12 protein-coding genes and 1 tRNA gene are annotated in these 13,628 nt (G+C 61.4%); 10 read left to right on the top strand and 3 right to left on the bottom strand.

Annotated elements, in window-relative coordinates:
* The first annotated feature begins 8 nt into the window (after positions 1-8).
* The 7 genes from HX790_RS03605 to HX790_RS03635 all read left to right on the top strand — a co-directional run bounded on the left by HX790_RS03605 (position 9) and on the right by HX790_RS03635 (position 8,722).
* Positions 9-638, top strand: coding sequence for an urea amidolyase associated protein UAAP2 (locus HX790_RS03605; RefSeq protein ID WP_138453787.1), 630 nt, complete (start codon positions 9-11; stop codon positions 636-638).
* A gap of 241 nt (positions 639-879) precedes the next feature.
* Positions 880-4,518 (top strand): urea carboxylase, encoded by a 3,639-nt coding sequence (uca, locus tag HX790_RS03610; RefSeq protein ID WP_176991242.1) that lies wholly within the window; start codon positions 880-882, stop codon positions 4,516-4,518.
* A 28-nt stretch (positions 4,519-4,546) separates the two neighbouring features.
* Complete coding sequence (gene atzF, locus HX790_RS03615; RefSeq protein ID WP_176991243.1) at positions 4,547-6,319, top strand: allophanate hydrolase; 1,773 nt, start codon at positions 4,547-4,549, stop codon at positions 6,317-6,319.
* 51 nt (positions 6,320-6,370) lie between these two features.
* Positions 6,371-6,583 (top strand): cysteine-rich CWC family protein, encoded by a 213-nt coding sequence (locus HX790_RS03620; protein WP_017137305.1) that lies wholly within the window; start codon positions 6,371-6,373, stop codon positions 6,581-6,583.
* On the top strand, positions 6,583-7,275 hold the full coding sequence (locus HX790_RS03625) for a pseudouridine synthase (RefSeq protein WP_017137304.1): 693 nt from the start codon (positions 6,583-6,585) through the stop codon (positions 7,273-7,275). The genes HX790_RS03620 and HX790_RS03625 overlap by 1 nt, the downstream gene beginning before the upstream one ends.
* A 304-nt stretch (positions 7,276-7,579) precedes the next feature.
* Positions 7,580-8,464 carry an alpha/beta fold hydrolase gene (locus HX790_RS03630; protein ID WP_017137303.1) on the top strand — a complete coding sequence of 295 codons (885 nt, stop codon included), beginning with the start codon at positions 7,580-7,582 and terminating at the stop codon, positions 8,462-8,464.
* A gap of 184 nt (positions 8,465-8,648) precedes the next feature.
* Positions 8,649-8,722 (top strand) — tRNA-Gly (locus tag HX790_RS03635).
* Positions 8,723-8,916: 194 nt separating this feature from the next.
* On the opposite strand, the gene HX790_RS03640 is transcribed toward HX790_RS03635, so the two are convergent.
* Positions 8,917-9,156 carry a DUF6124 family protein gene (locus tag HX790_RS03640; RefSeq protein ID WP_017137302.1) on the bottom strand — a complete coding sequence of 80 codons (240 nt, stop codon included), beginning with the start codon at positions 9,154-9,156 and terminating at the stop codon, positions 8,917-8,919.
* Between the two features lie 464 nt (positions 9,157-9,620).
* Between HX790_RS03640 and HX790_RS03645 the strand changes: the two genes are divergently transcribed.
* Positions 9,621-9,914 (top strand): type II toxin-antitoxin system RelE/ParE family toxin, encoded by a 294-nt coding sequence (locus tag HX790_RS03645; protein ID WP_026013719.1) that lies wholly within the window; start codon positions 9,621-9,623, stop codon positions 9,912-9,914.
* 2 nt (positions 9,915-9,916) lie between these two features.
* Entirely contained in the window at positions 9,917-10,225 is a 309-nt protein-coding gene (locus tag HX790_RS03650; RefSeq protein WP_017137300.1) for an addiction module antidote protein, read from the top strand.
* Here HX790_RS03650 and HX790_RS03655 read toward each other — a convergent pair.
* Both HX790_RS03655 and HX790_RS03660 read right to left on the bottom strand, forming a co-directional pair.
* Positions 10,210-11,409, bottom strand: coding sequence for an MFS transporter (locus HX790_RS03655; protein WP_176991244.1), 1,200 nt, complete (start codon positions 11,407-11,409; stop codon positions 10,210-10,212). The two genes, HX790_RS03650 and HX790_RS03655, sit on opposite strands and share 16 nt — an antisense overlap.
* Positions 11,406-12,569 carry an MFS transporter gene (locus HX790_RS03660; RefSeq protein ID WP_176991245.1) on the bottom strand — a complete coding sequence of 388 codons (1,164 nt, stop codon included), beginning with the start codon at positions 12,567-12,569 and terminating at the stop codon, positions 11,406-11,408. The genes HX790_RS03655 and HX790_RS03660 overlap by 4 nt, the downstream gene beginning before the upstream one ends.
* Positions 12,570-12,664: 95 nt before the next feature.
* Here HX790_RS03660 and HX790_RS03665 point away from each other — a divergent pair, with 95 nt between their 5' ends.
* Positions 12,665-13,558, top strand: a complete 894-nt coding sequence (locus HX790_RS03665; RefSeq protein ID WP_176991246.1) for a LysR family transcriptional regulator — start codon at positions 12,665-12,667, stop codon at positions 13,556-13,558.
* Positions 13,559-13,628: the final 70 nt, after the last annotated feature.

Genomic DNA, 13,628 nt, shown 5'->3' on the forward strand with positions numbered 1-13,628 from the left:
GAACTGCCATGTCTATCGCACTGAAACAACCCGAGGCAGCCGTGTACCGCGCCACCATTCCTGCTGGCGAGCCATGGCTGATGGAGGTCAAGGCCGGGCAGACCCTGCGCATCCTCGACCTGGAGGGCAACCAGGCCGTCGACACGCTGTTCTACAGCCGCAAAAACCCCAAGGAACGCTACGACGTACAGCGCACATTACGCCGGCAAAACCGCGTGTACCTGAGCACCGGCAGCGTGCTGTATTCCAACCTTGGCCAGCCGATGCTGACCATCGTCGATGACACCTGCGGGCGCCACGACACCCTCGGCGGTGCCTGTGCCCAAGAGAGCAACACCGTGCGCTACGCCCTGGAAAAACGCTACATGCACAGCTGCCGCGACAACTACCTGCGCGCCTGCGCCCACGACGGTCGGCTGGGTAAAGGTGACATCGGGCCGAACATCAATTTCTTCATGAATGTGCCGGTCACCGCCGACGGCGGGCTGACCTTTGAAGACGGCATTTCCGCGCCCGGCAAGTACGTCGACCTGCGTGCGCAGATGGACGTGATCGTGCTGATCTCCAACTGCCCGCAACTGAACAATCCATGCAATGGCTACAACCCGACGGCTGCGGAGTTACTGGTATGGAACTGAAAATAAAACGCCTGCGTAAGTGGTTATTCGCCCTGTGCCAGTCCCGAGCCGGGCAATGCATCCGAAAACACTAGCGATCAACTGTGGGAGCTGGCTTGCCTGCGATAGCGGTCCATCAGCCAACCGATAAGCTGACTGCCCTACCGCCATCGCGGGCAACCCCGGCTCCCACACTGACCACAGGCACTGCGGACGACCGCAGTGCTCCCTCACTTTGCGGGACGGCCCGCAGGGTTTTGCCATGTTCGAAAAACTCTTGATCGCCAACCGTGGCGCCATCGCCTGCCGCATCCTGCGCACCTTGCGCGAGCTGCAGGTCAAAGGCATCGCCGTCTACGCCGAAGCCGACGCAGCCAGCCTGCATATCCAGCAAGCCGACGAGGCCTACAGCCTCGGCGAAGGCGCGGCGGCGGCCACCTACCTGGCAGTGGAAAAAATCCTCGCCACCGCCAAGGCCTGTGGCGCCAAGGCGATTCATCCTGGCTACGGTTTTCTCTCAGAGAACGCCGCCTTTGCCCAAGCCTGCGAAAATGCGGGGATAGCCTTCGTCGGTCCGACACCCGAACAGCTGCGCGTATTCGGCCTCAAGCACACCGCGCGGGCCTTGGCCAAACACCATCAAATTCCATTATTGGAAGGCACCGAGCTGCTCGACAGCCTCGATACAGCGTTGCTGGCGGCCGAAACCGTGAGCTATCCGGTCATGCTCAAAAGCACCGCAGGCGGCGGTGGCATCGGCATGCGTGTGTGCCACAATGCGACAGAGCTGAGTGAGTCCTTTGAAGCGGTCAAACGCCTGGGGCAAAACAACTTCAGCGATGCCGGTGTGTTTATCGAGAAATACATCGAGCACGCCCGCCACCTGGAAGTGCAGGTGTTCGGCGACGGTTTGGGCGACGTCATCGCCCTTGGCGTGCGCGACTGTTCCGTGCAACGGCGCAACCAGAAAGTCCTCGAAGAAACACCCGCGCCGAACCTGCCCGACGGCATGGCCGAAGCCTTGTGCACGGCGGCCATCACCCTGGCCAGGGCGGTCAATTACCGCAGCGCCGGCACCGTAGAGTTCATCTTTGACAGCGCTGACGGCCGCTTCTACTTCCTCGAAGTGAACACGCGCCTGCAGGTAGAACACGGCGTCACCGAACAAGTCTGGGGCGTCGACCTTGTTCGCTGGATGGTGCAATTGGCGGCGGGTGAACTACCTGCGTTGAGCGAATTGAAGCTGCACCCTCAGGGCCACGCGATTCAGGCGCGGCTGTATGCGGAAGATCCAGGCAAGGATTTCCAGCCGAGCCCAGGCCTGTTAACCCGTGTGGATTTCCCGACGGCTGAAGGTTTGCGGATCGACACCTGGGTGCAAGCCGGTTGCGAGATACCGCCCTACTTCGACCCGATGATCGCCAAGCTCATCACGTGGGCGCCGACCCGCGAACAGGCGCGTCTGAATCTGCATCAGGCATTGAGCGACAGCCAGCTCTACGGCGTGGAAACCAACCGCGACTACCTGCGCCAAATCCTGCTGGCCACGCCGTTTGCCAGCGGCCGCCCGTGGACGCGTTGCCTGGAAGGCCTGGTCTACAGCGCCAGCACCTTCGAAGTGCTCAGCGCCGGCACCCAAACCAGTGTGCAGGACTACCCCGGCCGCCTCGGCTACTGGGCCGTCGGTGTGCCGCCCTCCGGGCCAATGGACAGCCGCGCACTGCGCCTGGGCAATCGCCTGCTGGGTAACGACGACGGCGCGGCGGCGCTGGAAATCACCATGAATGGGCCGCTGTTGCGCTTTAATTGCGCGGCGGTCGTCGCTGTTACCGGCGCAGCCATCACGCTGTTGCTGAACGACCAACCAGTGCCGATGAACACCGCGTTGCGGATTGAAGCAGGCGCGGTGTTGAGCCTTGGCAGCATCATAGGTGCCGGTGCGCGCAGCTATCTGTGCCTGCGCGGCGGGTTGCAAGTGCCAGATTACCTGGGCAGCAAAAGCACCTTCACCCTCGGCCAGTTCGGCGGGCACGCCGGGCGCGCTTTACGCACTGGCGATGTGTTGCATTTGCTGCCACTGACAGACGCCGACGCCGGCCAGCAATTGATCGCGGAACCCCTGCCTGCGGTGCGCACGCTGCGGGTGATTTATGGCCCGCACGGCGCGCCGGAATACTTCAAGCCTGAATACATCGTCACCTTCTTCGCCACCCAATGGGAAGTGCACTTCAACTCCAGCCGCACCGGCGTGCGACTGATCGGGCCAAAACCTTTATGGGCGCGCACGGACGGTGGCGAAGCGGGGCTGCATCCGTCGAATATCCATGACAACCCCTATGCCATCGGCGCGGTGGATTTCACCGGGGACATGCCGGTGATCCTGGGGCCGGATGGGCCGAGCCTTGGCGGGTTTGTGTGCCCGGTGACGGTGATCGAGGCGGACCTTTGGCAGTTGGGGCAACTCAAGGCCGGGGACAAACTGCGGTTCGAACCGGTGAACCTGAAAACCGCCCGCGACCTCGCCCTGAAATGGGATCAATGTGGGAGCTGGCTTGCCTGCGATCCAGACAACTCGGTACCTCAGGCAGACCACATTGATGCCATCGCGGGCAAGCCCGGCTCCCACATCGACCGTGGCCCACTTACGATCGGATCGCCTGTGGTGCTGGAGTTGGGTGAAGGCGACACCCGCCTCGTCGCCCGCCTCGCCGGCGACACTCACCTGCTGCTGGAAATCGGCGCCCCCGAGCTGGACCTGGTGCTGCGCTTTCGTGCTCATGCACTCATGCAAGCCCTGGAAACTCTCGCCCTGCCAGGTGTCATCGACCTGACCCCAGGCATCCGTTCCCTGCAAATCCACTACCAGCCCGAACAACTGCCGCTGGCTGGTTTACTGGCGTTGATCACCACGCAATGGGCCGCTGTGTGCGCCACCCCCAACCTGCAAGTGCCCTCGCGCATCGTGCACTTGCCGCTGTCGTGGGACGACCCGGCGTGCCAGCTGGCGATCGAAAAATACATGACCACCGTGCGCAAGGACGCGCCGTGGTGCCCGAGCAACCTGGAGTTCATTCGCCGCATCAACGACCTCGCCAACCTCGACGAGGTGCGCCACACGGTGTTCGATGCCAGCTACTTGGTGATGGGCTTGGGTGACGTCTACCTCGGCGCTCCGGTGGCCACGCCGCTGGACCCGCGCCACCGTCTGGTGACCACCAAATACAACCCGGCGCGCACCTGGACCGCCGAGAATTCGGTGGGCATTGGCGGCGCTTATTTGTGCGTGTACGGCATGGAAGGCCCGGGCGGTTATCAGTTTGTGGGCCGCACCTTGCAGATGTGGAACCGCTACCGGGAGGTCTCGGCGTTTGATGGCAAGCCGTGGTTATTGCGGTTCTTTGACCAGATCCGTTTTTACCCGGTGACGGCTGATGAGCTGGTGCAGATCCGGCGCGACTTTCCGCTGGGGCGCTTTGAATTGAGCATCGAGCACAGCCAGTTGAACCTCGCGGAGTATCAGGTTTTCCTCGCGCGCGAAGCCGCAAGCATTGGCGCGTTTCGTGAGCATCAGCAGCACGCCTTCAATGCCGAGCGTGAACGCTGGATTGCCAGTGGCCAGGCGCATTTCGACAGTGAAGAACTCGCGGCACCACAAGGTGCAGACACGCCGTTGCAGGCCAACCAAATCAGTGTCGACAGCCCGATCGCCGGCAACCTCTGGCAAGTCCAGGTGGCTAACGGCGAGCGCGTGTCGGCTGGCGATGTGCTGGTGATTCTGGAGTCAATGAAAATGGAAATCCCGGTAGTGGCGCCGTTCGCCGGCACCGTGCGCGAGATCCCCGTGCAACCCGGCAGCGGCATCGGCGCCGGGCAACGGGTGGTGGTGCTCGAACGTGACTGACTCTTCTATTTCTACAGGCGGACAAGCCATGAACCTGCAACTGGACAACCTGCGCAATGCCTACCTGAGCGGCGACACCACGCCCCGTGAAGTGCTGCTGCACCTGCGCGAGAAAGCCGCGCACTTGAACCCCGATTATCACCTGTTTATCCACTTGCTTACCGAAGCGGAGCTGGAGCCGTACCTGGCCGCATTGGACGCGCGTGAACCGGCTGAGTTGCCGTTATTCGGCGTACCGTTTGCGATCAAAGACAACATCGACTTGGCTGGCATTCCCACCACCGCCGCGTGCCCGGCGTTCGCCTATGTGCCGCAGCGCAACGCGAGCATTGTCGAGCAGTTGATCGCCTTGGGCGCGGTGCCAGTGGGCAAGACCAACCTCGACCAGTTCGCCACCGGGCTCAATGGCAGCCGCTCGCCGTATGGCGCGTGCCCCAACAGCGTGTTGCCGGAGTATCCGTCGGGCGGTTCCAGCGCCGGGTCGTCACTGGCCGTCGCGTTGGGTGTCGCGAGTTTTGCCCTGGGCACCGACACGGCCGGTTCCGGGCGGGTGCCGGCGGCGCTGAATAACCTGGTGGGGCTCAAGGCGAGCAAAGGCTTGATCTCCACAGCCGGCGTGGTGCCGGCGTGCCGCACGCTGGATTGCGTCACCACCTTTACCCGCACCGCGCGCGAGGCCAGCCAGTTACTGGCGCTGACTGCCAAACTCGATCCGTTGGATGCGTACAGCCGAGCGAACCCGGCGTGGAATGATGCATCGGCGTTTGGCGCACCCCGCGCGTTTCGTTTTGGCGTACCGCGCGAGCAGGACCTGGAGTACTTCGGCTGCGAGCAAGGCCCGCAGTTGTTTGCGCAGGCCATCGACCGCTTGATTGCACTGGGTGGCGAGCCGGTGACGCTGGACCTGTCGCCCTTCCTGGAAGCCGCGCGCCTGCTCTACGAAGGGCCGTGGGTGGCTGAACGCTACAGCGTGGCCGGTGAACTGATGGAGCAGAACCCCGAGGCCGTGCTGCCGGTGATTCGTGCGGTGCTGGCCAAAGCGCCAGCGGTAAACGGCGTACAGACCTTCCGTGCGCAGTACCGCCTGCAAGCCTTGAAAGCGCAGTGCGATGGCATGCTTGAAGGCCTCGACTGCGTACTGACGCCGACCATAGGCCGCCCGGTGACGCTGGAAGAACTGCGCGCCGAACCGGTGCTGCGCAACGCCGAGCTGGGCTACTACACCAACTTCATGAACCTGCTGGATTACGCCGCCGTCGCCGTGCCCAGCGGCTTTATGCACAACGGTTTGCCTTGGGGTGTGACGCTGTTTGGCCGAGCGTTCACCGACCAATACCTGTTGGGCGTGGCGGATGCGTTGCAGCGCCAGCACGATACGTCGCTGCCTGTGCCTGTCGGCAGCGCAGGTCATGACTTTACCCGGCTGGTGGTGTGCGGCGCGCACCTGCAGGGGCTGGCGCTTAACGGCCAATTAGTGCGGCGTGGCGCGCGCCTGCTGGAGCGCACCCACAGCTCGGCCGACTATCAGTTGTTCGCGCTGGCCGGTGGGCCACCCTGTCGCCCCGGCATGTTGCGGGTGAGTGAAGGCGGCGTGGCCATTGAGGTGGAAGTGTGGGAGCTGCCGAGCCGCGAATTGGGCTCCTTCCTCACCGGTATCCCCGCCCCCTTGGGCCTGGGCAAGGTGCAACTGGCCGACGGGCGTTGGGAAACCGGCTTCATCTGCGAGCCCTACGGCTTGACCGGCGCCGTGGACATCAGCCACTTCGGCGGCTGGCGCGGCTACCTGCGCAGCTTGCAATAGTAGGGCGGGGCTGTATCGTGCAGGGAACTGCGCGATACAGCCCGAACCGACATGACCACACCCACCCTTTGCCCTGCCTGCGGTGCCCGCAACGACTGCACCCTGGCCGACCCACGCACCGCCGACCAAGCCTGTTGGTGCTACAGCGTCACCATCGACCCGGCGGTACTCGAAGCGCTGCCCGATGAACTGCGCAATAAGGCCTGCCTGTGCCCACGCTGTGCGCAGGTAGATGCGCAATTGCGTGGGGCTGAACAGCCGTAATGCGCGTTGATCGTTTCCTCAGCAACCTGCCGCGTTTCAATCGCCAACAAGTGCGTGTGCTGCTGGTTGAGCGACGGGTGACAGTTGATGGCGTGGCCGTCAGCGACCCACACCATGAAGTGCGAGCATTCAGCCGCGTCTGTGTCGATGATGAGGTACTGCAAGCCGGCAAACCGGCGCGTTATTTCATGCTGCACAAACCCCAAGGCTGCGTGAGCGCTACCGCCGACCCGGTGCATCCCACCGTGCTTGATTGGCTGAGTGAACCGGACACGCATGAGCTGCACATCGCCGGCCGTCTGGACTTCAACACCACCGGGCTGATGCTGATCACCAACGACGGCCAATGGTCGCGGCGCCTGACACAGCCCCAGACCAAACTGCCCAAGGTTTACCTCGTTGAAACCGAGCAGGACATTGGTCCTGAGTATGCAGCCACCTTTGCCGCTGGCCTGTATTTCGCCTTTGAAGATCTCACCACTCAACCCGCCGAACTTGAGCTACTCAGCCCCAGGACCGCACGTCTGAGCATCATCGAAGGCCGTTATCACCAGGTGAAGCGCATGTTCGGGCACTTTGATAATAAAGTGATTGGCCTGCACCGTGAGCGGATGGGGCCTTTGGTGCTGGATAACGCCCTTGCGCCGGGCCACTATCGGCCGCTGACTGACGACGAGATCCGACAGGTCTGACGACCGTTCAGCCGGTGATGGCAAAAAACCAGCTTGGCGCCTTGCGAGCTGGCGCCTGTGCTGCTTGAATCAAGACGTCAGCCAAATTATGACTGGCGAGTCGCCCCATAACCTCCAAGAAACACCTTGCCCCGCCCGCGCTTGATCTATGGGCGTTCCAGGCAAACAGCCCGCCATAACAACACCCGTCGGCCAGCCGTTATCGGACCGACATGGGCCTCATCTTCCAGGCGTATGCCTACCTGTCATAAAGCTCGTGCAGAGTGATCTGCGCGCCCTACCCGCTTGCCAGGAGTCTTACGACATGAGGCCAGAAATCGCTGTGTTGGATATACAGGGTCAGTATCGGGTTTACACGGAGTTCTATCGCGCGGACGTTGCTGCAAAGACCATCATCCTGGTCAACGGCTCCATGGCCACCACGGCATCCTTCGCTCAAACCGTGAAAAGCCTGTACCCGCAATTCAATATGGTTTTGTACGACCAGCCCTACGCTGGCCGCTCCAAAATCCATAACCGTCATGAGCACATGCTGACCAAGGAAGTCGAAGGCCAGATCCTGCTGGAACTCATCGAACACTTCGGCGCCGAACACGTGCTGTCGTTCTCCTGGGGCGGCGCCGCTGCCCTGGTCGCCCTCGCCCACCGCCCGCGCCGGGTGGAAAAGGCCGTGATCAGCTCGTTCTCGCCGGTGATCAACACCCCCATGCGCGACTACCTCGAACGCGGTGTCGACTACCTCGGCAACCTCGACCGCCACGGCGTCGGCCACCTGGTCAACAGCACCATCGGCAAACACCTGCCGTCACTGTTCAAGCGCTTCAACTACAAGCATGTGAGCGGCCTGGCCGAGCATGAATACGGGCAGATGCACTTCCACATCAGCCACGTGCTCAACAGCGACCGGCTGTGCTACCTAAAAGCCGCCAGGCAGATCGACATTCCGGTGCTGTTTTTGAATGGCGAATGGGATGAATACACCAGCGCCGAGGATGCCAAGCTGTTTGGCCAGCACGTGGCCAACAGCAGCTTCAGCACCATCCAGGCGACCGGGCATTTTCTGGACATGGAGCACAAGGCGGCCTGCCGGGACAGCCGGGATGCGGTGGTGGGCTTTTTGAAACCAGAACGCCAGGTGAGCCGGTTGCGTTATCACCAGGGCCAGACGCAGCATGCGTTTGCTATCTGAAAGGCGGCTTATGTGGGAGCCGGGCTTGCCCGCGATGCAGGCGCTGCGGTGTGCCAGTCACACTCAGGTGATGCAATCGCAGGCAAGCCAGCTCCCACACAAGCTTGATGAACCCAACTTACACATTTTTCGAAGAAAAACTTCAAATCCCGGCGAACATCTGGTACAAAGTCAGCCGCTTTGAGCGGGTATAGTTTAGTGGCAAAACGAAAGCTTCCCAAGCTTTAGTTGAGGGTTCGATTCCCTCTACCCGCTCCACTCAGATTTTGGTCTTGCGTCAGGTTGGTTCTGGCGGGAGATGCACCAAAAAACCGGCCCTTGGTGGCCGGTTTTTTTATGTTCTAAATTTGGCTTCATGCGTGAGCGACCGGTTCCGATGCAGGGTATCTGGCTCCCCTTCCCCTTGGTATGTGCGGCCTGGGAAGGCAAGCCTGTTGCAGGGCGTGAAAAACCTACGCGGCGCGGTCCACGCGGTCTTGCGCCGCTTCTACCAGCATCAGCCCCAGTTCGATCATTTGCTGAATGGCCAAGGCCAGGTAGCGATGTTGAGAAGGCAGGCTTTCGGCGAACTCGTTGGTCATGGCACCCGCGCCAGCAATGGTTTCGTAGGCGTTGGCGAGCAAGGCTTCGGTGTTGGCTTCAGGGCGAACGCTGAACAGGGTCGCGGTTGGGTTGCAGGAGTCAGTACACATCTGTTGATCCTCGGTAAGGACCACCTTCCAGAGCTACTAAACAATGGGTGGCGGCTGTATGCAGGTTAGTAGACCGGCGGATCAACGAAACCGGCGCACCCGAAAGTGCCCTGCGTACAGCCACCATTGAGGACAGACATCGAGATGCCTGACTGATAGGACAGCCATACGCCGTTGATCAAATCGGGCTACTAAACCCGACCGCTGATGGGCAGCGGCAGACGAACCTTAAAGCGCTCGTCCAAGGCGTACAACTCAGACGATTCTGTGTGTTGTGTAGGCAATAACGCAACATTCGGGACCGCTGTACCGTTCTCTTTCAGACTGTAAATTCTGGCAATAGGAAAACCCTGAAGAACGTTTGAAACCGGCACGCCCTCGCATCACTCTCCCCAGCCTTCGACACTGACGTGTCTCTTGCCAACCCGTATCCAAGTAGATACAGTGAGATTCTGTGAGGCCCCGTGCGTTATTCGATCCAGCAAACCCAAGCCTTCACTCAATGGTGCTCGGCAATTCGCGATCTGCGAGCAAAAATCACCATTGCTCGACGTATCGAGCGAGCCAGTGTGGGCAATCTGGGGGATTTCAAGGTGCTGGGCGGCGGTGTTTCAGAGATGCGGATAGACGTAGGTGCAGGTTATCGCGTTTATTTCACCCTGCGCGGCAGGGAGGTTGTCATCTTGCTGGCAGGTGGCGACAAGTCCTCACAAGAGGCCGATATCCGGCGAGCAAAAAAATTAGCAAAGGAGGTTTGATCATGACTCAAACACTGACGACATTTGATATGGCCGAGCTGCTCGACAGTGATGAGGCCATCAGCGAATACCTTTCTCAGGTGCTGGCTGACGGTGACAACGAAGAGTTCCTTCGCGCCGTAGGCTACGTAGCCAAAGCCCGTGGCATGACAAAGATCGCCACGGATGCGGGCGTAGGGCGCGAGAGCTTGTACAAGGCATTTGCCCCGGGCGCAAAACCTCGTTTTGAAACGGTTCTGAAGGTGCTTCACTCACTGGGCATTGATCTGTTGGCTCGGCCTGGGCATACCAGCAATTATTCGATTGTTTGAGGCGCACACCCCCGCTGCACCACCCACGCCAGCGGCAACGTCACCAACAACATGCCCGCCAATACCATCACCGCCACCGGCACGCCCAGTGCATCGCCCACACCACCAAACAGAACCGGCGCCAGCGCGCCGCCGCCGATCGTACCGGTGTAGAACACAGCAAACGCCTGCTCGCGTTTTCCCGCCGCTGCCAGGTCCGGCACGGCGCCGTACAGCACTGAGGAGGTGCCATTGAGCACCAACCCTAGCAGCGGCAGCATCACCATCAGCCCATTCAGCGGCAGGTACACGGCGGCAATGATCAGCAGCGCCGTGCTGGTTTCCGTCAGCCATACGGTTTTCATCATGCCGATGCGGGCACCGAGGTAGCCGCAGAGCAATTTGCCGAACGCGCCACCGATAAACAGCAGCGTCAACGCCAGGCCGATGCCGGCAGTTCCCGCGCCTTTGGCTTGCAGCAGAAACGGCAGGAAGGTGAGAAAGCCCATGCGCACGGCGCTGTCGAACGTGCCGGTAAGCATCAGGGCGCGCAGGCCGGTAATGGAACCGGTTCCGCTGAGGGGTTTGGCTTTTTTTACAGAAGCGGTTTCGGACATTTGCGCAGGCACTAGCCACCACAACAACCCCGCCGCCGCCACGCCGAGCAAGCCCAACAGTGTGGCACTGGCGCGCCAACTGATGACGGTGAGCAGCAAGCCGACCAACCCCGGGATCAGGGTTTTGCCGATATCGCCGGAAAAGTTGTATTGGGACAGGGCTTGCTTGACCCCGCCGCCGTCCTCATAAGCATCAGCAATCATCGAAGAGGCTAATGGGTGTTGGGTGCTGGCGCCCAAACCGCCTAACAGCAACGCCAATAGCAGCATGATCAGCCCAGTGGCCTGCCCCACCAACAAATAAGCGACGCCAGCAAGCGCCGTGCCGCCCACCAGCATCGGCATGCGCCCCCATCGTCGGGCGGCGCGGCTGGCCATCAGCTGAAACACGGCCATCATCCCGGAATAGGCACCGCGCAACAGCCCGATCTGCGCGTAGGAAAGAGCGAACTGTGCCTGCCAGATCGGCAGCAGCACGTAGATCACATCCGTGAGGCCATCGTGTACGGCATGGGCGCCGCACCCGGCGATCAGCGAGCGGCGGCGGTTTGAGGTTTCGCGGGCAGGCACAGCGCTGGTGTCGGTCATGATGCTTGGATCAACTCAGGTTTAAGGGGCTTCCAGCCCGTCAGGGCGATCAGCAACGTCAGCAGTTGAAAGCCGATAATCAGCGCTACACACCCAGCCCAGCCCCAGCGCTCCCACATCAAGGCGGGGACGATGGCACCACAACTGCCGCCCAGGTAATAACAGGTGAGGTAAACGCCCACGGCGCCTGCCTTGTTGGCCTGCGCGGTGGCACTGATGAACGCGTTGGCGGCGGCCTGGGCGAGAAAGACACCGGTCGAACTGAGCGCCAGGCCCGCCACGATGCACCCCAGCGACGGCGCCAGGGTCAGTGCCGAGCCACTGATGCCCAGCACGGCAGCCACAGCCAGCAGCTCGGCGTGGGGCCGCGCTTTGCTGAGGCGGCCGGCGATAGGGATCACGATCAAGGCCAGCAGAAACACCATGTACAGCGTGCCCAAGGCCGCAGGCCCGAGGTTGAAAGGCGGTAGGCCAAGGTAGAGTCCCGCGTAGGTAAATGCCGCAACCTGGGAGAACAACACACAAAACCCTACGGCGTAGGCAGCTACCAATGGCTTGCGAAAAACGCCTGACGAAGCAGCCTTGACCGGTGCGACTCGCGGCGGGTTATCGGGCAGCAAAAACTGAATGAACCCACCGACCATCAAACTCAATACGGCCAACAATTCAAAGGCCTCGCGCCAGCCGACATATTCGGTCATCACGCCGGTGACGAAGCGCCCGGCGAACCCGCCCAGTACGGTGCCCGCCACATAGAGGCTGGTGACTTCGGTCACCGTGGCGCCGTGCCAGCGGTCGCCGATGTAAGCCACGCTGGTGGCAAACACCACCGGGATCAACATGCCTTCCACAAAGCGCCACACCAACACTTCGGCAAAGCTGCCGGCGTAGGCGGTCATCAGCGCGGGCAAGGCCAGTAACAGCGCGGTCACAGCGATGACCGTACGCTGCTGGAAACGCCCGGTCAGCCGGCCGACAAATGGCGCGGTCACTGCCACCGCCAGGGTGGTGACCGTGATACTCCAGCCCGCCGCCCTGGCGCTGATATGAAACTGCTCGGCGAACGTGGTCAGGATGCTCTGGGTGGCATACAGGTTTAGAAACGCCGCGCAGCCACACAGGAACAGGGCAAGACGGGCACAATGCAGGCGCGGTTTCATGAAACCTCTCGTTTTATTTTGTGAGGTCTTTATAGAATGGCCAGCGGGTCTTAAACCAATACCGAATTCGAACCGATCAATACCCAGGGATCAGGATGCTCGACCTACGCAAGCTGCGTTACTTTCTGACGGTCGCCGAAGAACTGCACTTCGGTCGCGCAGCCCTTCGCCTGCACCTGGCCCAGCCGCCGTTGACCCGGCAGATCTCGGCGCTGGAAACGGAGTTGGGCTTCAAGTTGTTTGATCGCACCAGCCGCACGGTTTCCCTCACCGCTCAGGGCCGTTCGTTCTTGCCCTATGCGCGTAGCGTGTTGGAACAGGTGGAGCTGGCACAGGTAATCGCCGGTAAATTGGCCGCCGGGACCGCTGGGCAGCTGACCTTGGGTTACGTCAGTTCGATCGCGCTGTCGGACCTGTTCAGCCAGGCGATCCAGGCCTTCGCCCAGGGTTTTCCCGATGTGCAGTTGACCTTGGTGGAGTGCGCTTCCGGCAGCCTGGGGGCACAGGTGGCAGATGGGCGCCTGGATGTCGGCCTGAGTCGTCTGCTGCCGCAAAGCCAGGCCGTGCAAGCGCTGTCGCTGGGTGAGGAGCGCTTGTGGGCGGCGGTTTCCAGTGAAAGTCCGTTAGCCGACCAAACGCAGGTGAGCCTGGCGCAGCTCAGTGCTTACCCGCTGATTCTGTTTCCGCCCGATTACGGGTCGGGGTTGAACCAGTCGATCGAGCAGTTGTACCGACATCACGGCGTGCCCCTGCGCGCCGGGCCGACCGGGCGGCAGATCACTTCGATCATTGCGTTGGTGGCCGCCGGGCAAGGCGTGGCATTGGTACCCGAATGCACCCGGAGCTTGATGAACAAGGGTGTCACCTATAAGCCCATGGTCGAGGTGGATGCCTGTGCGCAGCTGTTGGTGCTGACGCCTGCGGCCAGAAAAAGCCTGTTGGCTGACGCATTTCTCGCCGTTCTCGCCCATGTCTTAAACAACGAGTAACACTTCGAAAATCCCCGCAATACCTCTCTAAGACGCCGTTTTCAAAGGCTCATACACTTCATTCAGCACT

This window comes from Pseudomonas sp. IPO3747 (assembly GCF_013385245.1).
GTDB lineage: Bacteria > Pseudomonadota > Gammaproteobacteria > Pseudomonadales > Pseudomonadaceae > Aquipseudomonas > Aquipseudomonas edaphica.

Bases quoted from the DNA above. Each gene is read 5' to 3' on its own strand.
- HX790_RS03605 (WP_138453787.1), top strand. From the start codon at position 9: ATGTCTATCGCACTGAAACAACCCGAGGCAGCCGTGTACCGCGCCACC.
- uca (WP_176991242.1), top strand. From the start codon at position 880: ATGTTCGAAAAACTCTTGATCGCCAACCGTGGCGCCATCGCCTGCCGC.
- atzF (WP_176991243.1), top strand. From the start codon at position 4,547: ATGAACCTGCAACTGGACAACCTGCGCAATGCCTACCTGAGCGGCGAC.
- HX790_RS03620 (WP_017137305.1), top strand. From the start codon at position 6,371: ATGACCACACCCACCCTTTGCCCTGCCTGCGGTGCCCGCAACGACTGC.
- HX790_RS03625 (WP_017137304.1), top strand. From the start codon at position 6,583: ATGCGCGTTGATCGTTTCCTCAGCAACCTGCCGCGTTTCAATCGCCAA.
- HX790_RS03630 (WP_017137303.1), top strand. From the start codon at position 7,580: ATGAGGCCAGAAATCGCTGTGTTGGATATACAGGGTCAGTATCGGGTT.
- HX790_RS03640 (WP_017137302.1), bottom strand. From the start codon at position 9,156: ATGTGTACTGACTCCTGCAACCCAACCGCGACCCTGTTCAGCGTTCGC.
- HX790_RS03650 (WP_017137300.1), top strand. From the start codon at position 9,917: ATGACTCAAACACTGACGACATTTGATATGGCCGAGCTGCTCGACAGT.
- HX790_RS03655 (WP_176991244.1), bottom strand. From the start codon at position 11,409: ATGACCGACACCAGCGCTGTGCCTGCCCGCGAAACCTCAAACCGCCGC.
- HX790_RS03660 (WP_176991245.1), bottom strand. From the start codon at position 12,569: ATGAAACCGCGCCTGCATTGTGCCCGTCTTGCCCTGTTCCTGTGTGGC.
- HX790_RS03665 (WP_176991246.1), top strand. From the start codon at position 12,665: ATGCTCGACCTACGCAAGCTGCGTTACTTTCTGACGGTCGCCGAAGAA.